At 52.4% G+C, this 20,150-nt stretch carries 23 protein-coding genes and 3 tRNA genes; 14 read left to right on the forward strand and 12 right to left on the reverse strand.

Annotated elements, in window-relative coordinates:
* Positions 1-270: 270 nt before the first annotated feature.
* From ACERJC_RS12405 to ACERJC_RS12425, 5 genes are all read right to left on the reverse strand, one after another.
* Positions 271-765, reverse strand: coding sequence for a YjjA family protein (locus ACERJC_RS12405; RefSeq protein ID WP_152402048.1), 495 nt, complete (start codon positions 763-765; stop codon positions 271-273).
* 57 nt (positions 766-822) lie between these two features.
* Entirely contained in the window at positions 823-1,560 is a 738-nt protein-coding gene (dnaC, locus tag ACERJC_RS12410) for a replicative helicase loader DnaC (protein WP_042321989.1), read from the reverse strand.
* Between the two features lie 2 nt (positions 1,561-1,562).
* Complete coding sequence (gene dnaT, locus ACERJC_RS12415) at positions 1,563-2,102, reverse strand: primosomal protein DnaT (RefSeq protein WP_152402051.1); 540 nt, start codon at positions 2,100-2,102, stop codon at positions 1,563-1,565.
* A gap of 96 nt (positions 2,103-2,198) precedes the next feature.
* Positions 2,199-2,672 (reverse strand): threonine/serine exporter, encoded by a 474-nt coding sequence (locus tag ACERJC_RS12420; protein WP_152402053.1) that lies wholly within the window; start codon positions 2,670-2,672, stop codon positions 2,199-2,201.
* Complete coding sequence (locus ACERJC_RS12425) at positions 2,663-3,439, reverse strand: threonine/serine exporter family protein (RefSeq protein WP_152402055.1); 777 nt, start codon at positions 3,437-3,439, stop codon at positions 2,663-2,665. The genes ACERJC_RS12420 and ACERJC_RS12425 overlap by 10 nt, the downstream gene beginning before the upstream one ends.
* 295 nt (positions 3,440-3,734) lie before the next feature.
* Here ACERJC_RS12425 and pobA point away from each other — a divergent pair, with 295 nt between their 5' ends.
* The 4 genes from pobA to bglJ all read left to right on the forward strand — a co-directional run bounded on the left by pobA (position 3,735) and on the right by bglJ (position 7,396).
* On the forward strand, positions 3,735-4,922 hold the full coding sequence (gene pobA, locus ACERJC_RS12430; RefSeq protein ID WP_152402057.1) for a 4-hydroxybenzoate 3-monooxygenase: 1,188 nt from the start codon (positions 3,735-3,737) through the stop codon (positions 4,920-4,922).
* Between the two features lie 12 nt (positions 4,923-4,934).
* On the forward strand, positions 4,935-5,810 hold the full coding sequence (locus ACERJC_RS12435; protein ID WP_286632327.1) for a helix-turn-helix domain-containing protein: 876 nt from the start codon (positions 4,935-4,937) through the stop codon (positions 5,808-5,810).
* A 270-nt stretch (positions 5,811-6,080) separates the two neighbouring features.
* Positions 6,081-6,803 (forward strand): helix-turn-helix transcriptional regulator, encoded by a 723-nt coding sequence (locus ACERJC_RS12440; protein WP_178826216.1) that lies wholly within the window; start codon positions 6,081-6,083, stop codon positions 6,801-6,803.
* Positions 6,764-7,396, forward strand: a complete 633-nt coding sequence (gene bglJ / locus ACERJC_RS12445; protein ID WP_373671812.1) for a DNA-binding transcriptional activator BglJ — start codon at positions 6,764-6,766, stop codon at positions 7,394-7,396. Before ACERJC_RS12440 ends, bglJ begins: the two co-directional genes overlap by 40 nt.
* 26 nt (positions 7,397-7,422) lie before the next feature.
* On the opposite strand, the gene ACERJC_RS12450 is transcribed toward bglJ, so the two are convergent.
* Positions 7,423-7,881: a YbaK/EbsC family protein gene (locus ACERJC_RS12450; protein ID WP_152402063.1), complete on the reverse strand. Its 459-nt coding sequence runs from the start codon at positions 7,879-7,881 to the stop codon at positions 7,423-7,425.
* Between the two features lie 235 nt (positions 7,882-8,116).
* Between ACERJC_RS12450 and ACERJC_RS12455 the strand changes: the two genes are divergently transcribed.
* Positions 8,117-9,466 carry a PTS sugar transporter subunit IIC gene (locus tag ACERJC_RS12455; protein WP_152402065.1) on the forward strand — a complete coding sequence of 450 codons (1,350 nt, stop codon included), beginning with the start codon at positions 8,117-8,119 and terminating at the stop codon, positions 9,464-9,466.
* 25 nt (positions 9,467-9,491) lie between these two features.
* Here the strand turns inward: ACERJC_RS12455 and fhuF are convergent, their stop codons facing one another.
* Together fhuF and ACERJC_RS12465 are read right to left on the reverse strand one after the other, a co-directional pair.
* Entirely contained in the window at positions 9,492-10,280 is a 789-nt protein-coding gene (gene fhuF / locus ACERJC_RS12460; protein ID WP_178826210.1) for a siderophore-iron reductase FhuF, read from the reverse strand.
* Between the two features lie 113 nt (positions 10,281-10,393).
* Positions 10,394-11,458: a GGDEF domain-containing protein gene (locus ACERJC_RS12465; RefSeq protein ID WP_373671813.1), complete on the reverse strand. Its 1,065-nt coding sequence runs from the start codon at positions 11,456-11,458 to the stop codon at positions 10,394-10,396.
* Between the two features lie 262 nt (positions 11,459-11,720).
* Here ACERJC_RS12465 and ACERJC_RS12470 point away from each other — a divergent pair, with 262 nt between their 5' ends.
* Positions 11,721-11,957, forward strand: a complete 237-nt coding sequence (locus ACERJC_RS12470; RefSeq protein ID WP_084196628.1) for a DUF1435 domain-containing protein — start codon at positions 11,721-11,723, stop codon at positions 11,955-11,957.
* Positions 11,958-11,993: 36 nt separating this feature from the next.
* On the opposite strand, the gene ACERJC_RS12475 is transcribed toward ACERJC_RS12470, so the two are convergent.
* The 4 genes from ACERJC_RS12475 to rsmC form a co-directional block, all read right to left on the reverse strand.
* Positions 11,994-12,080 (reverse strand) — tRNA-Leu (locus ACERJC_RS12475).
* 31 nt (positions 12,081-12,111) lie between these two features.
* Positions 12,112-12,198 (reverse strand) — tRNA-Leu (locus tag ACERJC_RS12480).
* A gap of 28 nt (positions 12,199-12,226) precedes the next feature.
* Positions 12,227-12,313, reverse strand: a tRNA-Leu gene (locus ACERJC_RS12485).
* Positions 12,314-12,449: 136 nt separating this feature from the next.
* Positions 12,450-13,481 carry a 16S rRNA (guanine(1207)-N(2))-methyltransferase RsmC gene (gene rsmC, locus ACERJC_RS12490; protein ID WP_373671814.1) on the reverse strand — a complete coding sequence of 344 codons (1,032 nt, stop codon included), beginning with the start codon at positions 13,479-13,481 and terminating at the stop codon, positions 12,450-12,452.
* A gap of 102 nt (positions 13,482-13,583) precedes the next feature.
* On the opposite strand from rsmC, the gene ACERJC_RS12495 reads away from it, so the two are divergent.
* The 8 genes from ACERJC_RS12495 (at position 13,584) to ACERJC_RS12530 (ending at position 20,066) form a co-directional block, all read left to right on the forward strand.
* Positions 13,584-13,997 carry a DNA polymerase III subunit psi gene (locus ACERJC_RS12495; RefSeq protein ID WP_152402073.1) on the forward strand — a complete coding sequence of 138 codons (414 nt, stop codon included), beginning with the start codon at positions 13,584-13,586 and terminating at the stop codon, positions 13,995-13,997.
* On the forward strand, positions 13,966-14,412 hold the full coding sequence (gene rimI, locus ACERJC_RS12500) for a ribosomal protein S18-alanine N-acetyltransferase (RefSeq protein ID WP_152402075.1): 447 nt from the start codon (positions 13,966-13,968) through the stop codon (positions 14,410-14,412). Before ACERJC_RS12495 ends, rimI begins: the two co-directional genes overlap by 32 nt.
* 14 nt (positions 14,413-14,426) lie before the next feature.
* The gene (gene yjjG, locus ACERJC_RS12505) at positions 14,427-15,104 is read left to right on the forward strand and encodes a pyrimidine 5'-nucleotidase (protein WP_178825930.1); all 678 of its coding nucleotides are present in this window, start codon (positions 14,427-14,429) and stop codon (positions 15,102-15,104) included.
* Between the two features lie 92 nt (positions 15,105-15,196).
* Complete coding sequence (gene prfC / locus ACERJC_RS12510; RefSeq protein WP_178825928.1) at positions 15,197-16,786, forward strand: peptide chain release factor 3; 1,590 nt, start codon at positions 15,197-15,199, stop codon at positions 16,784-16,786.
* Between the two features lie 407 nt (positions 16,787-17,193).
* On the forward strand, positions 17,194-17,811 hold the full coding sequence (gene osmY, locus ACERJC_RS12515) for a molecular chaperone OsmY (RefSeq protein WP_178826297.1): 618 nt from the start codon (positions 17,194-17,196) through the stop codon (positions 17,809-17,811).
* 125 nt (positions 17,812-17,936) lie between these two features.
* Positions 17,937-18,098, forward strand: a complete 162-nt coding sequence (locus ACERJC_RS12520; RefSeq protein WP_003019081.1) for a DUF1328 domain-containing protein — start codon at positions 17,937-17,939, stop codon at positions 18,096-18,098.
* A gap of 121 nt (positions 18,099-18,219) precedes the next feature.
* The gene (locus ACERJC_RS12525; RefSeq protein WP_152402084.1) at positions 18,220-19,293 is read left to right on the forward strand and encodes a patatin-like phospholipase family protein; all 1,074 of its coding nucleotides are present in this window, start codon (positions 18,220-18,222) and stop codon (positions 19,291-19,293) included.
* On the forward strand, positions 19,290-20,066 hold the full coding sequence (locus ACERJC_RS12530; RefSeq protein WP_373671815.1) for a metal-dependent hydrolase: 777 nt from the start codon (positions 19,290-19,292) through the stop codon (positions 20,064-20,066). The genes ACERJC_RS12525 and ACERJC_RS12530 overlap by 4 nt, the downstream gene beginning before the upstream one ends.
* The last annotated feature ends 84 nt before the right edge of the window (positions 20,067-20,150 follow it).

Consider the following 20,150-nt stretch of genomic DNA (forward strand, 5'->3'; position numbering starts at 1 on the left):
GACGATCCTCACAAATAGCCTTGCGATAAGGCTCTAAACCAGGTGTTCGACTGGCAGTTCAGCGTTTACAGAAAGTACAATGTAATGGGGTTGTCACTTAGCTGCAATTCTAGTGACATTTAATTACGTTGTTATTCAGAATTGGTTTAGATCGGGACTTTTTTGATCGCCGTCACCTCCTGTCGTTCCTGAGGTGGGCAAAAGAGAAGGGCGAAAAGGGACGAGAAGCGCCGCGTCTGGCGAAAAACGGCCAAAACGCGGCGTCGGGAATCAGGAAATAAAGCTCATACCCTGTTTGAGCACCAGGTCGCAGGCTTTGGTTTTCACTTTTTCTGCGAGCGGCGTGCTGCCGATGTTGTTCAGGTTAAGCTGCTGACCATCTTTGGTATTGAGCAGACCCTGAATACCGTCCAGATAGTTGGTGTCCTGTTTTTGCTCGGTTGCGCCGAGACCCAGTTTATCCAGTACCTGATTTTTCACATTTTCCGCATCGGTAACGGAAGCCAGCTTCTGCTTCGCGCAGTACTGTAAAATCCCGGCTGCGTTATTCATATTGTTCGCACTCAGTGCCTGGTTGCCGCCATTCAGCAGGCTGGTCAGGGAAGAGAGCGACGTGCCGCTTTGCGATGAGGTGGTACTCTGCTTGCTCAGTTCGCTGGCGGCGCTGGAGAGCGAGTCTTGCCAGGAGGCGGCGAAAGTATTGGCTGCGAAGCAGGCGCTGGCCGCTATCGCGCAGCACAGCAAACGTTTTGTCGTTTTCATTATGATTACTCGTGTATAGACCTTCGTCGAAGTATAGCGCCGCTCAGTCTAAGAATGGTCTTAATACTCTTTGCCGGTTACCCGACTGCGGAAACTGTCCCAGTTGAAGATCACCCACAGGCTGTTGCCCAGTCGCATGCGATCCATCACGCGTTCACCCAACAGCTTGGTCATTTCTTCCATATTGCTGTTGGTGAGCATGCCGGTCGGGCGCTTTGAAGAGGAACGACGATCGACGATCTGGTTGATGATCACTTTTTCATAGCGCGATTCGGTTTGTACGCCGATCTCATCAATGACCAGTAGATCAACATTGCTGAGATCGTTCAGCAACTGTTCTTCGCTGGTCTGGCGATTGCTGAACGTCTCTTTCATCGCCGACATGATGTCTGCCACGGTGATAATCAGCACCGACTTTCCGCGCAGCAGCAGTTCGTTACAGATTGCCGCAGCGAGATGGTTTTTCCCCGTCCCCGGTTTGCCGGAGAAGATAAAACTGGCGATGTTGCCATCAAACTCTTCCACATACTGGCGCGCTTTGCTCAGCGCATTCATCTGACCTTCGCATTCAACATGATAGTTATCGAACGAGCAGTTCTGGTGCAACGGACGAATGCCGGAACGGTTAAAGGTGCGCTGCATTTTCATCGCCCGATTTTCGCGAGCCAGCGCGGCGGCGCGAATTTCACCTTGCTCCTTCTGCCATGCCAGTAGCTCTTCACCCGTTTTGAACGCGGGTTCGATATGGGCGGGCATCATTTTTTGCAGACGTTTCATCAGATCGCCAACGTTTTTCATGGTTAACCTCTAAAACCCGGTGGAATTTGATTATCTGGTTCGCTGACCGTGTTCACATCGCGCTTTGGCAGGCCACCATTGCTCGCGCGTCCGATCTGGACGCTGCGTGCCAGTTTTTGCTGCCATTGCACGTGATGAAAAACTTTGCCTTCCGCTTGCCAGTAAGCCACGAATGAGGCCAGTTCTTCGGCGGTGACCGGTTCTCTTAACGCCACGCCCCACAGCGCGGCCTGACGCTGAAAGTCGTCATCCGGTTGCCAGTCGGGGTACATGGCGAATTTCCCCAGCGGTACGGCGACCGGTACAGGCTGCGGTTCTTCATAAAACTGTGCATCCAGCGTCACATCGCTCCCCGGTCGGGCGAGCTTTTCTTCGAGCGCCAGCAGTTGTGCCAGACGAGCGGGGGTCAGCGCGTAAAAGGCCGGAGCGTTATTGGCAAACACCGCCACCGCGCCGCCTTCTGACTTCGCCAGCACCGTCTGATGATCGTGTAATAAGGCGTCAATACCAATGACGTCTGGGGTCAAAATTCTGGATGACATAACGTTTCTCAAGACTGACTGCAACCGAGAAGGGACACTGCTTCTATAGTAACACATCGATGAGGAGCAGCGGCAGGGATGCGCCTGCCGCGGCGATTAAACGCGCGGGCGTTTCCGGTAGAGCCACAGGCCGGGCACGGAGAGTCCGATCGAAAGCGCGCCCACAATCGACGAGGCTTTCAGGAAATTGGTCAACAGCGTAATCATCAACGGTTCGCTGTAGCCGAAGTGGCTGATTTTCACCGCCGAGATCATCGCCGTATAGGCTGAGATTCCAGGGAACATCGGGATCACCGCCGCAACGGTAAACACTTTGGGATGCGCCAGATACCAGCGCGACCATTGAATGCCAATGCTACCGACGAGCAGCGAGGCGACAAACGTGGACCATTCAATATTAAATCCGGCGGTCATCATCACCATCCGCGAACCGTGACCGAGCGCGCCAAGCAGCGCACACCAGGGCAGCGCGCGGTGCGGGACGTTAAAGACCATCGCGAACCCCACGGCGGGGATCGCGGAAAGCAACATGTCCTGCATTAGCGCAAGAATGAAATCGATTATACCCATCCGCGAAGCCCCCAAAGTGTCAGCGCCATGACCACGCCCACGCAGGTCGCGAGCGTCAGTAGGCTGGCGATAGCCCAGCGCGCCAGACCGGTATTAATGTGTCCTTTAAACATATCCGCCACCGCATTGATCAGCGGAAAGCCGGGAACCAGCAGCAAGACGCTGGCGGCCATTGCCACCGAGGGCGTCTGGCTAAAGGTGGGAAGATGCAGCATCAGACCGGAAATGGTGGTCGCGACAAACGCGGTAACGCAAAAGTTGATCTGCGGATGTAAATGGCGATGTGCCAGGATCTGACGAATATACATTGCCACCATACTGGCAAAAAAGGTAATCACCGCGCCGTCCCAACCACCATCATTCAGCTTACAGAAGCAGGCACAGGAGAGGCCGACCATTAGCGCGACCAGCCAGCGCGGATAGCGCAAGGGTCTGACCTGACTGAAGCGCTTCTCGACGCCTTTGTAATCCAGCAGCTTGTGTTCGGCGAGAATGACGATGTGCTGAACCTCCGTGACCACATGCATATTAATGCCGCGATCCTGGTTTTTTCGCGTGGAGGTCAGGCATTGCCCGTCTTTAATGGTGGTCAGAACGATAGCATTGGAGGAGATAGCGCTTTCGACGCTGTCCATCCCCAATGCCAGCCCAAGTCGGGTAGAAAGTTCATCAACTAACGCGCTCTCCGCGCCGTGTTGCAGTAAAAAAAGCCCACACTGAATGCATAACCGTGTAACCGTTCGCTGTAATGACTGCTCTTCTTGCATGACTCGCCCTGGCTGAAAAGACGTGTTGCGTACTGTCGAATGACGAAAGACTCCTTTGTATCACGAAGCGCGCATTTTTTGGCTCCGGCTGAGATCAATCTTTTTGTTGAAAAAAGAACCTGCCATGCGGTGGCCAGAATTTGAACTGCTCCACAGTTTTGCTAAATCGGTGAAAAGTGCAATTTTTGCCCGCATTTGGACCTTCTTTTTCTGTGCCTGCTTATCAAAAATGCAATTTGAAACTTTTATTCAACATTGATTAAACAAATAATCAACCAAGCAGATGGGGAATGTGATGAAAACTCAGGTCGCAATTATTGGGGCAGGACCTTCCGGGCTGCTGTTAGGTCAGTTGCTGCATAAGGCGGGGATCCGCACACTCATCATTGAACGTCAGACGCCAGAGTATGTGTTGGGGCGCATCCGGGCAGGGATCCTCGAGAGTGGGACCGTCTCGCTCTTGCGGGAGGCCGGCGTGGCGCAGCGTATGGACAGCGAAGGTCTGGTGCATCACGGCGTTGAGTTTATTTTTGACGGCAAACGCATTCCCGTTGCGCTGAGCGAATTAACCGGCGGCAAAAGCGTAATGGTCTACGGGCAGACGGAAGTCACACGGGACCTGATGCAGGCGCGTAGCGATTGTGGCGCGCCTACGATTTATGGCGTCCAGCAGGTTGAGATTCACGATGCCAAAAGTGACCGCCCCTCAGTCACGTTTGAGAAAGAGGGGGAGAAGTGCCGCATTGAGTGTGATTTCATTGCCGGGTGTGATGGATTCCACGGCATTTCGCGACAAAGTATTCCGCGAGATGTCATCCGCGAGTACGAAAGTATCTGGCCGTTTGGCTGGCTGGGGTTACTTGCCGATACGCCGCCGGTCAATCCGGAGTTGATTTATGCGCATCATGAGCGCGGATTTGTACTTTGTAGTCAGCGCTCACTAACCAGAAGTCGCTACTATTTGCAGGTCCCGCTCAGCGAGCAGGTGGAATCCTGGAGCGATGAGCGCTTCTGGGGCGAGCTGAAACGGCGTTTGCCTGAGGAACTGGCCACGAAGTTAGTGACTGGTCACTCACTTGAAAAGAGTATCGCGCCATTACGCAGCTACGTGGTGGAACCGATGCAGTACGGCAAGCTCTTTCTGGTCGGTGATGCGGCGCATATCGTTCCGCCGACCGGTGCAAAGGGGTTGAATCTGGCCGCGTCTGACGTGAATTATTTATGGCGTATTTTGACGCAGTACTATCAGCATGGTCGTAGCGATCTGCTGGCAACCTATTCCCGGCTGGCCCTTAACCGGGTGTGGAAAGGAGAGCGATTCAGCTGGTTTATGACTCACCTGCTGCATGATTTTCAGGAAAAGAGCGATTTTGATCGCAAGATGCAGGAGGCGGATCGTCAGTACTATCTGGGTTCGAGGGCTGGGCTGACGACGATTGCGGAGAACTACGTCGGACTGCCTTATGAAACGGTGGGTAAATGATGAGGAAAAATGATGCAACTGGCTGACGTTATTCCTGTTTTTAAACTGTATGGTGAACAACAGGGATGGCCAACCCCCGATCTGCTGCACTGCGAGTCGATTCATCAGCGTAGCAGTTTGTATGAATGGCATATTCGGGTGCATCAGCATGCGGAGATCGTCCAGTTACTCTACTTGCATCGGGGTGAAGCAACGATTGAAATTGAGGGGCAGACGACGGTGAGGCGCGATGCCTGTATTCAGGTCGTTCCTGCGCTTTGTGTCCACGGTTTTCGCTTTTCCCCCGGAACCCAGGGCTATGTTCTCTCTCTGGCGTTGCCGCTGATTGGCCGCCTGGAATCCCAGTTTCCACAGCCGCTGCCTTTGCTGAATAGTCCGCAGTGCATATCGGTAGCTCAGTCCCGCAGTCACATCCGCACGCTTTTTTCCGCCTTGCAGAAGGAGTATCAGACGGATAACGAGGCGCGGGAAATGATGTTGTTTTCGTTGCTGAGTGCGTTGCTGGTCTGGCTTCGTCGGCAGAGCCGGCCTATTGCGCAATCGAATGACACTCTGGCGCGTCGGCGTAGCACACTCCGTCTTTTTGCCCGGCAGATTGAGAGCCACTATCGTGAGCATCTTCCTCTTACAGAATATGCGCATCGAATCGGCCTCTCTGCCAATTATCTGAATCAGTTATGTCGTGAATTTCATCATTGCAGTGCATTAAACGTTTTGCATCAGCGGTTGATGCTCGAAGCCAAGCGCAGCCTGCAATATACCAGCATGACCATAAGTCAGATCTCCGACTATCTGGGATTCAGTGATGTAACCTATTTTTCCCGTTTTTTTAAAAAACATTCAACGTTGTCTCCGAAGTCATATCGGGAATTAATTAAAAACAAATAGTTTGTCCAAATTTGGATGAATAAAAAAATCGTATATAAAATAGGAATGTTTAATGTCCCATTCAGGAATATAGTGTACATATTGACAATATCGACTTGTATTATACCCCGTGATAGTTGTATAACCACCTCTTGCGAAATTAAAGAAAAACACCAAGGATAAACAATTCATATTGGCTATTATTCTGTTTTTTGTATTGTATCGTTGTATGTATTAATACTCATGCGATCCAGTTAATAGCAGATAAATTCATATGAATGTGGAGGATATATGTTGCCAGGATGCTGCAAAAACGGAATTGTCATCAGTAAAGTCCCTGTTATACAAGCGGGATTCCACGGCGTTATGCAACGGCATTTCCCGGAGTATGAGCTTACCGCTTGTGGTGCGGTAGAAGAACTCACGCCACTACAACTCCGGCGGGCGGAGTTGGCGATCGTGGATTTAACCGGTGAATGCCAACACCCGCGCACGGTCTGCGAACGATTCTACGCACTCCTTTCTCAATATCGTGATATCCATTGGGTTTTCCTGGTGTCACGTGCGTATTACGCGCAGGCGGTTGAATTGCTGATACGCCCCTCCAGTACGCTGCTGTCTGACGTCGAACCAATTGAGAGTCTGGTAAGCACTATCCGTTCCGGGCATAACAGTCCAGACCGAATCAGCAAAATGCTGTTGTCGCCCCCCCCGTTAGAACATCTGGAATTCAGTTCCCATGCTATTCTTTTGACGCTATCGGAGCGAAAAGTACTGCGCCTGTTGGGGAAGGGGTGGGGGATCAATCAAATTGCGGCGTTACTTAAGAAAAGTAATAAAACTATTAGCGCCCAGAAAAACAGCGCCATGCGCCGCTTATCAATACACAGTAATGCGGAAATGTATGCATGGATTAACAGTTCTCAGGGAGCCAGAGAGCTGAATTTACCTTCGGTATATGGAGAGTCAGCGGAATGGAAAATAGAAACCGTACGCGAAATGTCGCACTCATAGAAAAATGTGTTATGAGTGGAATTGGTATTCAGAATCTATTTAATGCAACCTCAGATAACCAATTCAAATTGCATCTCTATTTGACGCTGGATGATTTTCAACAGGCGATGAGTTCGACAGTCTTTTCTGCCGTTATTTTTTCTCTCTCCTCGGTCCGAAAAGCCCGGCGGGTAGAACTAATGAGCCTTACCGAACTGTCTGAAAACTATCCTGGCATGCGTCGTCTGGTTATTGCGGATGATGATGATGAAGCGCGTTTAATCAGCGCACTGTCGCCCTCCCCGTTAGATGGTGTGCTGAGTAAGGCAAACTCGCTCCCTGCGCTGCAGGAGGCGTTATTTACCGCATTAAGCGGCACGCGGCGGATCAGTGAAAGTAACAACAATCTCTGGTATCTCAATCAGAGCCGCATGCTGAGTCCAACTGAGCGTGAGATTTTGCGCTTTATGTCCAATGGCTACTCAATGCCGCAAATTGCGATTGAACTGGCGCGGAATATTAAGACCATCCGGGCGCACAAGTTTAACGTGATGTCGAAACTGGGCGTCAATTCTGACGCCGGTTTACTGCATGCGGCAGATATTTTGCTTTAACCGCCGCGAAAGCTAAAAACGGATGATTACTGGCACACATCAACCCAGGTGGCTGAAGTTAGTTCAGCCATACGCTCTGGTGCAATACGCACGGCGCTATATGTGGCTCCTGCTGCCGGAAGGACTTCGGTGAACGATCGTAAAGAGACGTCACAATAAACGGGCAACGGAGTTTCCAGCCCGAAAGGGCAAACCCCGCCAACGGGATGCCCCGTCGCGTTGACGACTTCATCACTGTTCAGCATGCGCGCTTTGGCACCGAAGGTGCTTTTGAGCTTTTTATTGTCCAGTCTTGCGTCGCCTTTGGCGACAACCAGGATGATGGTGTCTTTCACCTTCAGCGAAAGGGTTTTTGCTATTTGTCCGGGCTGTACGTTATGTGCTTTGGCCGCCAGTTCAACCGTCGCGGTACTTTGTTTTAATTCAATGATTTCAATATCCGGGGCATGTTCGGCCAGAAATTGCCGTACCGATTGCAGACTCATTCGATTCTCCTGACACCATTTCTGCAGTCCCCGACGCTCCAGAAAACTGCGAGTGTAATTTGGCATAAGTCGCCCTGTACTGTAAATATTTTAATGTAACAAACCAGCAACATGAGAGATTTTTCGATCCTCTTCACAATCACGGAAACCGGTTACCGTAACCGGTTGCAGTCTGTGAAAGAGCGATTAATACTGGAGTTGTCACTTCCTCTGTATCACATAAAAAGAGCCACTTATGAAATCTACCAACCATGCAGTCTTTAATGTGATTTTTCGGTTTGTTGAAAACTATGTCAGCCCGATTGCCGGGCGCATTTCTTCACAGCGTCATGTTATGTCTATCCGTGACGGCTTTATTTCCGCGATGCCATTTATGATTGTCGGATCGTTTCTGTTGGTATTTGCCTATCCTCCGTTTTCGCCGGATACCACCTGGGGATTTGCCCGGGCCTGGCTGGATATGGCGAAACAGTTTGAAGGGCAGATCCTGACCCCTTTTGATATGACCATGGGGATCATGTCGATCTATATTTGTGCCGCTATTGCCTATAACCTGGGCAAACATTACGCGAAGTCACATCAGTTGGATCCGTTCATGTGCGCCATGCTCTCCACCATGGCGTTCTTACTGGTCGCTGCGCCTAAAACAAAAGGCACTCTGCCTGTGGACAGCCTCGGCGGAACGGGGATTTTTACGGCGATTCTGGTGGCAATTTATTGCGTAGAAATGATGCGTTTTCTGAAGGCACATAACATTGGCATTCGTTTACCCGATCAGGTTCCGCCGATGATCAAAAACTCATTCGATCTCCTGATTCCGGTGCTGGTGGTGGTGCTCACATTGTACCCGCTCAGCCTGCTGATTCAGGCACAGTTCGACATGCTCATCCCGCAGGCCATTATGTCTATTTTTAAACCGCTGGTATCGGCTGCCGATTCTCTGCCAGCGATCTTACTGGCGGTGCTGATTGGCCATTTGTTGTGGTTTGCCGGTATTCACGGCGCGGCGATCGTCTCCGGGATGCTGCAAATGTTTTGGCTGACCAACCTCGGTATGAACCAGACTGCGCTGGCGCAGGGCGCACCATTACCGCATATTTTCATGGAGGCATTCTGGACATTCTTCATCGTGATCGGTGGGTCGGGTGCGACAATGGGGCTGGTGATTTGCTATTTGCGCAGTCGTTCCGTACATCTGCGCTCGATAGGCCGACTGAGCGTGGTTCCCAGTATCTTCAACATTAACGAGCCGGTGATTTTTGGTACGCCTATCGTCATGAATCCCGTGTTCTTTATTCCTTTCCTGCTGGCACCGATGGTGAATGCCGTGCTGGCCTGGGCGGCGATGAAACTGGATCTGATTGGTCGCGTGATTTCGGTGGTGCCATGGACCGCGCCGGCACCTGTCGGTGCGGCGTGGGCGCTAGGTTGGGATTATCGCGCAGCGATTCTGGTGGTTCTCCTGGCTATCGTTTCTGCCGTCATCTATTTCCCGTTCTTTAAAGTGTACGAGAAGCAGCTGCTGGAACAAGAGGCGGAAGAGGCACAGCGTTCAGACGCGGAAAACGAGCAGATTGCGTTGTAATCATCAGGGGGCGAACGCTCCCTGATTACTTCAGCGTACAGTCACCGCACTGCTGAACGTCCGGCAGACGATAACGCTGACAGCATGTTCTGCGTACCAGAATCCCCTCGCGAGGGACGACCGTGCGCCAGAGTGGGTTGTCAGCACCACAGGACAACTGCTTTTCAAAGAAGCAGCCCTGGCGCAGCGTGTTCAACAACTCTTCACCCAGCAGCGGTTTCATCTCCGTGAGATACCAGTTAATCAGATAGCCGGTATTGCTCCAGATAAGTTTACCGTTGATTTCTCCGGTTGCCTCAAGCGCCTGGATGACCGGAGTCAACGCCTGCTTAACCAATGTTTCCATGCGCGCCTGCGGTGATTGCGTCGTCGCCAGACGATCCTGATGCACGTCAATCCAGAAGCACGCCGCACGCCCCGTCTCGTGAAACTCCACGTGGACGTGTTCGGGAGAGACATCAATTGCCGTCTCCTGCGTCAGCAGGGCAAGCATCAGTGGGGGCACCATCAGACCGATGTACCACTGTGCCCACAGCGAGAGTAATGGTTTGTTTTCGCGCGACTGCGTGGGGTGGTTGCGATAAATATGATTGGAGTAAATTGCCAGCAGAGACTGGAGTTCGCTTGGGCGACGCCATTGCGCCAGTGTCATCGCGCTCGGAGGGGCGGGTTCATCCAGACGGATGAAATCCAGCAGATGCTCACGCGTCTGGGCTATGGTTGCGCGCACGGCCTCAGCCAGCGAGGGCATCTGCGGTTGGAGATGCCCTCGCCAGATGACATCGTCAATAATCGGTGCGGAACGATAGGCCATGAGTTAGATAGTAATCTAAATGATAATGATTGCTAATCCTAGCGACAGGCATAACCGATAGCAAGATCTTTGTCAGTCTGACATTCAACGGCGCATTAATTGGCTACGGCGTGTCAGGCGATACCCGGATCGTCACTGACTAAAATATGGTTACGACCCAGATCTTTCGCTTTATAGAGCGCTTTATCAGCATGACGAATCGCCTCTTCGACATCTCCCCCTACCAGAGGCGCAATACCAATACTGATTGTGACCTGCGTTGCGACGTTCTCATTGAACATATGGGGAATTTTAAGATCGTAAACATTCTGCCGGATGCGTTCAGCCGCCTCGCGGGCTGTCAGTGGATCGCTCGCCGTCAGTAGCACCATAAACTCTTCACCGCCAAAACGGGCGACAATATCGCGTGAACGCACGGCATTGCGGATCGCGGCGGAAACGCGGATCAGGGCCTGATCGCCCATCATATGCCCATAGTGATCGTTGTAGGCTTTGAAATGGTCGATGTCGATCAGCAAAACGTAATGCTCATGCGTATCCAGTTCCAGCACAGCTTTCAGCTTATGCTGGAGTCCTCGCCGATTGTACAATCCCGTTAAGGGGTCGAGCATACTCAGGTCGGTCAGCGTCTCTCTTTCGGCGAGCAGTTTGAACATAAGTTGCTGGGCGAAATCGTCGTAGCGCTTTTGAATCACATGCTGAATGGCAATACCAGCCATGGGCAGGGCCATAAAATAGAGCAGTCGTAGAGCGTGTTCGCTACCGTTCAGACATAAACAGGCCAACAAGGACGGCAGTGAATGGAGGGTAAATGCGACGATGTTATTGGCAAACGCAATTGATCCAATAAACAACACGCTCAGCAGTGCGATCAGCAAAAAGGCATAGTCAGGATTCTGCAACGCCTGGTATTTCAGCGTAATGTGCGCTGCCCATAAACCGCCAAAGAGTATTGAGATGACATGGAGATTAATCCGCTTCTTCGCATACCTTACATGCCATGTCAGCAACGCAGTGCTCAGCACAAGGATGAGAGACACCGGTGTGGAGACGGTTTTACTGGGATAGATAGGAAAAGCAATGACAAACAACGCAGAAATAGCGTTGAGAAACAAAAAGAGTCGCAGAGAGAGTTGGTACTTTTTAGTGCGCAGCGTTTGCCAGGATTGTGCAGTCATATCTTAACGTCATTATTTATCTAACAATTACACTGTTCACGTCGCATACACTGTTCACGACACATAAATAATGGGTGAGAAGATGCTTGCCTGGAATCAGATTATTGTATCTGTACGTTTACCGTTGTGCAATTTATCACCTTAAATAATTCATGTCATCATTGCTTGAGTAAAGCTCATATAAGTGACGTATGGATTGCTGACAAATGAGAAAGATTGTCATATGATATTGGTTATCATTATCGATGTGAGAGGTGAAACCATGTTGCAACGGGCGCTGGGGAGTGGCTGGGGAGTATTGCTGCCTGGAATCGTCATTACCGGGCTGGCATTTGCCGATCTTTCTCTCGGGGCATGGAAAGCCATCATTGTATTAGGGTTATTGCTGACCCCGGTGATGCTCTATCACAAACAATTGCGGCACTTTGTGTTGCTGCCATCGTGTGTCGTGCTGATCGGTGGAATGATGCTGGTAATGATGAACTGGAATCAGGGATGAAAACCGGGAATGCTACAGAGAGGGATGTAAGATAATTGGTGCGAGGGGGGGGACTTGAACCCCCACGTCCGTAAGGACACTAACACCTGAAGCTAGCGCGTCTACCAATTCCGCCACCTTCGCACAGTCATCTTACTTTTTGATATCGCCTCGTTGGTGCGAGGGGGGGGACTTGAACCCCCACGTCCGTAAGAACACTAACACCTGAAGCTAGCGCGTCTACCAATTCCGCCACCTTCGCCCAGTGCGAGCAATATCAACGTGGTTTATGGTGCGAGGGGGGGGACTTGAACCCCCACGTCCGTAAGGACACTAACACCTGAAGCTAGCGCGTCTACCAATTCCGCCACCTTCGCATACCATCGATTCTTAAAAAGAATCACTACCACGGAGGCGCATTCTAGTGGTTTTCAGCTATTCGTCAATAGTTAATTACGCGGGGCAGCGGTGATTGCTGCAAAAACGGCCATTCGCATGGCCGTCATTGTGATATCACGCTTTCTTCGCCTGGCGAGTCATGACCGTGCGATACACTTTGAAGCGTCCGGTCTGGGCGATGACGTCGTGGAAGCCAAAGGTCTCATCCAGTATCTGCGGATACGGCAGGAAAGCGTTAGCGACAATGCGCAGTTCGCCGCCGCTGTTTAGGTGACGTACGGCACCGCGAATCAGAGTTTGCGCGGCATCCAGGCTGGTTTGCATACCGTCATGGAACGGCGGGTTGGAGATTATCATATCAAACCGGCCCGTCACTTCGGAGAAGACGTTACTGGCGAAGACCTCTCCCTCAATGCCGTTTGCAGCCAGCGTGGCGCGACTGGCTTCAACCGCCGGCGCCGCAACGTCGCAGAGGGTTAAACGTACTTTCGGCGAGTGGCTGGCAAGTGCTGCGGAAAGTACGCCTGCGCCGCAGCCGACGTCCAGCACTTTCCCTTTGGTATGCGGCGTCAGGGTGGACAGCAGCAACTGACTACCAACATCCAGACCATCGCGACTGAATACGCCCGGCAGGGTTTTTATCGTCAACCCCTCAACGTTGTATTCGCCCCAGAATTTTTCTGCGTCAAACGTTGGCTGTTTGTCCAGACGACCATGATACAGCCCGCAGCGGCGCGCGCTGTCGATTTTGTTCAGCGAGGCATATTCGGCCAGCATTTGCTCAGCGCTGCGCACGCCGCTGCGGTTTTCGCCGACCACAAAAATGTCAGTGCCAACGGGAAGTAGTGACAGAATATTCATCAACTGGAACTGGGCTTCCGGTTTGTTTTTCGGCCAGTAGTAGATAAAAGTGTCGCAGTCGGCAACGTCTTGCGCTTGTGCAACAAGGCTAAAGCGCGCGTTGTCGCCCATCTGGCGGCTCAGCACCTGCCAGTGGTGAAACTGCTGCGTATGTACGCGGCTGGCGGCGCATTCAAAACGTGCGGGCAGGTCATCCTGCAAATCTCCGGCAAACAGAATACGGCTTTGTTCGAAATCATCACTGTGGCGCAGCAAGACTTCACTTGCCGGGGTTAAAGCAGACATGGAAAACTCCTTAATTCATACAGCGGGCGATTATAGACGTTTGATGGCGTCTATTCGACTAATTTGCTATATTTGCGCCCCTGAATACAGGAGCGATTCGCTATGACAACCCGACGAGACTGGCAGTTACAGCAACTGGGCATTACCCAGTGGTCGCTGCGTCGCCCCGGCGCGTTGCAGGGAGAGATCGCGATTTCCATTCCTGCGCACGTCCGTCTGGTGATGGTAGGTGAAATACTGCCGCCGCTGACTGAACCTCTGGTAAGCGATATTCTGCGCGCGTTAACCCTGAGCCCCGATCAGGTTTTGCAGGTGACGCCGGAACGCGTTGCGATGCTGCCGCAGGGCAGCCGCTGCAACAGTTGGCGGCTGGGCACAGAAGCGCCGCTGTCACTGGAAGGTGCGCAGGTTGCAACGCCGGCTTTTGATGAATTGCGGGCAAACCCAGCGGCACGCGCCGCGCTATGGCAACAAATCTGCACACATGAACACGATTTCTTCCCTCAGTCAGAGTGATTTACCCGCCGCGTTTCAGATTGAAAAACGCGCCCATGCGTTTCCCTGGAGCGAACACACTTTTGCCAGTAATCAGGGGGAGCGCTATCTCAACTATCAATTGACGGTAGAAGGGAGAATGGCGGCGTTTGCGATTACGCAGGTTGTGCTGGATGAAGCTACGCTGTTCAACATTGCCGTTGATCCCGATTTTCAGCGCCGGGGATTCGGGAAAGCGCTGCTGGAACATCTCATTGATGAGTTAGAAAAACGCGGCGTCCTGACGCTGTGGCTGGAGGTTCGCGCCTCCAACGTTGCCGCCATCGCATTGTATGAAAGCTTAGGCTTTAACGAGGCAACGATTCGCCGCAATTATTATCCGACCGCTGACGGTCGTGAGGACGCCATCATAATGGCACTGCCAATCAGTATGTAAAAGAAGGTGTAATGATGAAGTGGGACTGGATTTTCTTTGATGCCGACGAAACGCTGTTCACATTTGACTCGTTTACTGGCTTACAGCGGATGTTTCTCGATTACAGCATCACCTTTACCGCTGAAGATTTTCAGGACTACCAGGCCGTAAATAAACCGCTGTGGGTGGATTATCAGAACGGCGCGATCACGTCATTACAGCTTCAGCATGCCCGCTTCCAGAGCTGGGCTGAACGGTTAAAGGTCGAGCCCGGCTCGCTGAATGATGCCTTTATGAATGCGATGGCTGAAATTTGTGCGCCGCTGCCGGGAGCCGTTTCGCTGCTCAATGCGATTCGCGGCAAAGCCAAAATAGGCATTATTACTAATGGGTTCACCTCTTTACAACAGATCCGCCTGGAACGTACAGGACTTCGCGACTACTTTGATTTGCTGGTCATTTCCGAAGAAGTTGGCGTGGCAAAGCCGGATCCGAAGATTTTTGATTACGCCCTGGCGCAGGCGGGCAATCCCGATCGCGCTCGGGTGCTGATGGTGGGGGATACCGCTGCGTCCGATATTCTCGGCGGCATCAACGCCGGGCTTTCTACCTGCTGGCTGAATGCGCATCATCGTGAGCAGCCGGAAGGCATCGAGCCGACGTGGACCGTATCGTCATTACACGAACTGGAGCAGCTCCTGTGTAAACACTGATTGCCTCCCCCCCGCTGATGGGTAAAATAGCCGCAATTTTTCGTATTCAACATGCGCGGTGCGACACCGCGTTTACTCAAGAAGAATGAACTATGACGTTGTCTCCTTATTTGCAGGAGGTGGCCAAGCGCCGCACTTTTGCCATTATTTCTCACCCGGATGCCGGTAAAACGACCATCACAGAGAAGGTGTTGCTGTTCGGACAGGCGATCCAGACTGCCGGTACGGTAAAAGGCCGTGGTTCCAGTCAGCATGCGAAATCGGACTGGATGGAAATGGAAAAGCAGCGTGGGATCTCCATTACCACCTCCGTCATGCAGTTTCCGTATCATAACTGTCTGGTCAATCTGCTGGACACCCCGGGGCATGAAGACTTCTCCGAAGATACCTATCGTACTTTGACGGCGGTGGACTGCTGCCTGATGGTGATCGACGCTGCAAAAGGCGTCGAGGATCGTACCCGTAAACTGATGGAAGTCACCCGTCTGCGCGATACGCCGATCCTGACCTTTATGAACAAACTCGACCGTGATATCCGTGACCCGATGGAGTTGCTGGACGAAGTAGAGAACGAACTGAAAATCGGCTGTGCGCCGATCACCTGGCCGATCGGCTGCGGTAAGTTGTTCAAAGGGGTTTATCACCTTTATAAAGATGAAACCTATCTGTATCAGACGGGTAAAGGTCATACCATCCAGGAAGTACGCATTGTTAAAGGTCTGGATAACCCGGATCTCGACGCGGCCGTTGGGGAAGACTTAGCGCAGCAGCTGCGCGACGAACTGGAACTGGTGAAGGGCGCCTCTAACGAGTTTGATAAAGAACTGTTCCTGGCGGGCGAAATTACCCCGGTCTTCTTTGGTACCGCGCTGGGTAACTTCGGCGTTGATCACATGCTGGACGGTTTGGTGGAGTGGGCGCCTGCGCCAATGCCGCGCAAGACCGATACTCGCGTGGTGGAAGCGGAAGAAGAGAAGTTCACCGGCTTCGTCTTTAAAATTCAGGCCAACATGGATCCGAAACACCGTGACCGCGTAGCATTTATGCGCGTCGTTTCCGGTAAGTACGAAAAAGGCATGAAGCTGCGTCAGGTCCGTATTGGCAAAGACGTGGTGATCTCTGATGCGCTGACTTTTATGGCTGGTGACCGTTCGCATGTGGAAGAGGCTTATCCGGGCGATATTCTCGGTCTGCACAACCACGGTACTATCCAGATTGGCGATACGTTCACTCAGGGTGAAATGATGAAGTTCACCGGTATTCCGAACTTCGCGCCGGAACTGTTCCGTCGTATTCGCCTGAAAGATCCGCTGAAGCAGAAACAGTTGCTGAAAGGTCTGGTCCAGCTCTCCGAAGAGGGCGCGGTGCAGGTCTTCCGCCCAATCGCCAACAACGATCTGATCGTGGGCGCGGTCGGTGTGCTGCAGTTCGACGTGGTGGTTGCCCGTCTGAAGAGCGAATACAACGTTGAGGCCATTTATGAGTCCGTCAACGTGGCGACCGCTCGCTGGGTGGAATGTGCTGACGCGAAGAAATTCGAAGAGTTCAAACGTAAGAACGAAGTTCAACTGGCGCTCGATGGCGGCGATAACCTGACCTACATCGCACCAACGATGGTGAACCTTAATCTGACGCAAGAGCGTTATCCTGACGTTCAGTTCCGCAAGACGCGCGAACACTAATCTCCCCTTCAGGGCGTGGCAGCCGCTGCGCCCTGCGACTTTTCCTGCCTTATTAGCCCGTTGCGGAATGTTCTTAAATCCCTCTGTTTTGCTTATGACTGCCTGTTTTTTGCGCACTTCGCCGCGCTTTTTCAAAATTGTGATCTATATTTAACAAAGTGATGACATAAATATTGGCTTTAAATACCGTTCAATGCGTGAATCTAAGTGCTTAAAGCTAATGTCTATTGTAGTCACGATATTAATAACTGACTCAGAGAGCCACCTGTCAGCGCATCATCATCACCTTTTGTGATTGTGACCGCTGCCATTGACTTCTGAGCTGGGTGAATTTTTCACCACATTCAGCAATGCAACCTTATGTTGCCTGAGCTCAAATTATGAGCAAACCATACAGGAATTAATCGATGACTATGACAAGACTGAAGATTTCTAAAACTCTGCTGGCCGTGATGTTGACCTCCGCTGTGGCAACGGGTTCTGCGTATGCAGAAAACACCACAATGGATAAAGCGCAATCCGGTGTAGAAAGTGCAGGGCAGAAAGTCGATAGCTCTATGAATAAAGTCGGTAATTTCATGGATGACAGCGCCATTACTGCGAAAGTGAAAGCGGCACTGGTGGATCATGAAAGCATTAAGAGCACCGATATTTCCGTCAAAACCGATCAGAAAGTGGTGACGCTGAGCGGCTTCGTTGAAAGCCAGGCGCAGGCGGAAGAGGCCGTGAATGTGGCGAAAGGCGTTGAAGGCGTCACGTCCGTCAGCGACAAACTCCACGTTCGCGACAGCAAATCAGACTCCGTGAAAGGCTATGCCGGCGATACGGCAACGACCAGCGAGATCAAAGCGAAACTGCTGGCGGATGACATCGTTCCTTCCCGCAAAGTGAAAGTTGAAACGACCGATGGCGTGGTCCAACTTTCCGGCACCGTCGATTCTCAGGCGCAAATTGAGCGTGCTGAGAGCATTGCAAAAGCCGTTGATGGCGTAAAAAGCGTCAAAAACGATCTGAAAGCGCAGTAAGTCTTCGTTTTCTCCTCCGACCTGGGTCGGAGGACGTCATGGGCACGACACAAACAATAGCGTGAATGAGTGGCCTGAGCGCTCATATCAAGCGGTCGATATTAACTATGGTAAAGGAGAAGCGTATGTTTCGTTGGGGCATTATATTTCTGGTTATCGCGTTAATTGCCGCCGCTTTGGGATTTGGTGGACTGGCCGGCACCGCAGCGGGTGCGGCGAAAATTGTCTTCGTTGTCGGGATTATTCTCTTCCTGGTCAGCCTGTTTACAGGGCGTAAGCGACCCTAGCGCCTGAACCACACCATGATTTTGTTGTTAAGCCAGTCCGGTGGACTGGCTTTTTCGGTTTTAGCCGCCGCCTATTTGCGTTACTTTGGCACTTTACACAATAAAAAACAGGAAGGCAGAGGTGGGGCAGCGTATACCCGTCACGCTCGGCAATATTGCGCCGTTGTCATTAAGAACGTTTAAACCGGGTCGCCTGGCGTTGGTCTGCGAGGGGGGCGGGCAGCGTGGCATCTTTACCGCAGGTGTACTGGATGAGTTCATGCGCGCGCAGTTTAATCCGTTCGATCTCTATTACGGCACTTCAGCGGGGGCGCAAAATTTGTCGGCCTATCTGTGCAACCAGCCCGGCTATGGGCGCAAAGTCATCATGCGCTATACCACCAAACGTGAATTCTTTGACCCGGTACGTTTTGTGCGTGGCGGGAATCTGATCGATCTCGACTGGCTGGTGGAGTCCACGGCGACTCAGATGCCATTGCAGATGGATACCGCCTCGCGCCTGTTCGAAACGGGGAAATCGTTCTACATGTGTGCCTGTCGGGGTGATGACTACACGCCGAACTATTTCTCTCCCAACAATCAAAACTGGCTCGATCTGATCCGGGCGTCCAGTGCGATCCCGGGGTTCTATCGTAGCGGCGTGTCGCTGGAGGGGATCAATTATCTCGATGGCGGGATCAGCGATGCAATTCCGGTTCGCGAGGCCGTGAAGCAGGGGGCGAAAACGCTGGTGGTGATCCGCACGGTGCCTTCGCAAATGTATTACACCCCGCAGTGGTTCAAGCGGATGGAGCGCTGGTTGGGCGAAAGCAGCCTGCAGCCGCTGGTCAATCTGGTCCAGCACCACGAAGCCAGTTATACGGAAATTCAGCGATTCATTGAAAAACCACCGGGCAAGCTGAAGATCTTTGAAATTTACCCGCCGAAGCCGCTGAAAAGTATGGCGCTGGGAAGTCGTATTCCGGCGCTGCGGGAAGACTATAAAATTGGACGACTGTGCGGACGCTACTTCCTGGCGACCGTGGGAAAACTGCTGGCAGCTGAGCCGCCGTTATCGCGCCACCTGCTGCCGACCGTCACGCCGACGCCGGTGGTGGTTCCGCCGGCACCGGTCGCCAACGATGCCCATGTGGCGGCGCTGAGCGATGCGCCGCAGGCTAACGATACGACATTCAGTAATGAGGATCTGGCGTGAGTTTTCGCTTTATCGACACCCACTGTCACTTTGACTTCCCTCCTTTCACGGGGGATGAAGCCCACAGCCTGCAACTCGCCGGCGAAGCGGGCGTTGAGAAGATCATTATTCCGGCCACCGCAGCGGAAAACTTTGCCCGCGTGCGGGCGCTGGCGGAACGTTTTTCCCCGCTGTATGCCGCACTGGGACTGCATCCCATTGTGATTGAGCAACATACTGATGAGGATCTTGCGCGTCTGCAACATGCGCTGGAGACGCGTCCGGCAAAGGTGATTGCTATTGGTGAGATCGGTCTGGATCTGTATCGCGACGATCCGCAGTTCGCGAAGCAGGAACGGTTTCTCGAAGCACAGCTGCAGCTTGCCAGACGCTACGATTTACCCGTAATCCTGCATTCCCGGCGCACGCATGACAGGCTGGCTATGCATCTTAAGCGTCAGGATCTGCCGCGAACCGGCGTAGTGCACGGTTTCGCTGGTAGCCTGCAGCAGGCGGAGCGTTTTGTGCAACTGGGCTATAAGATTGGGGTGGGGGGAACGATCACCTATCCGCGCGCCAGTAAAACCCGCGATGTGATGGCGCGACTGCCGCTGGAGGCGCTACTGCTGGAGACCGACGCGCCGGATATGCCGCTGAATGGTTTTCAGGGGCAGCCAAATCGTCCGGAGCAGGCGGCGAGAGTGTTCGGGGTGTTGTGCGAATTACGTCCGGAACCCGCGGAGCTGATTGCTGACGCACTGTATCGCAATACGACCACATTGTTTGATGTATAAGCGATCATACGATTGATTGGCCCACCATCCAGTAGTTGCATGCCTGATGGCGCTTCGCTTATCAGGCCTACGGTCGGCATATGT

This window comes from Citrobacter telavivensis (genome assembly GCF_041807075.1).
Lineage (GTDB): Bacteria > Pseudomonadota > Gammaproteobacteria > Enterobacterales > Enterobacteriaceae > Citrobacter_A > Citrobacter_A telavivensis.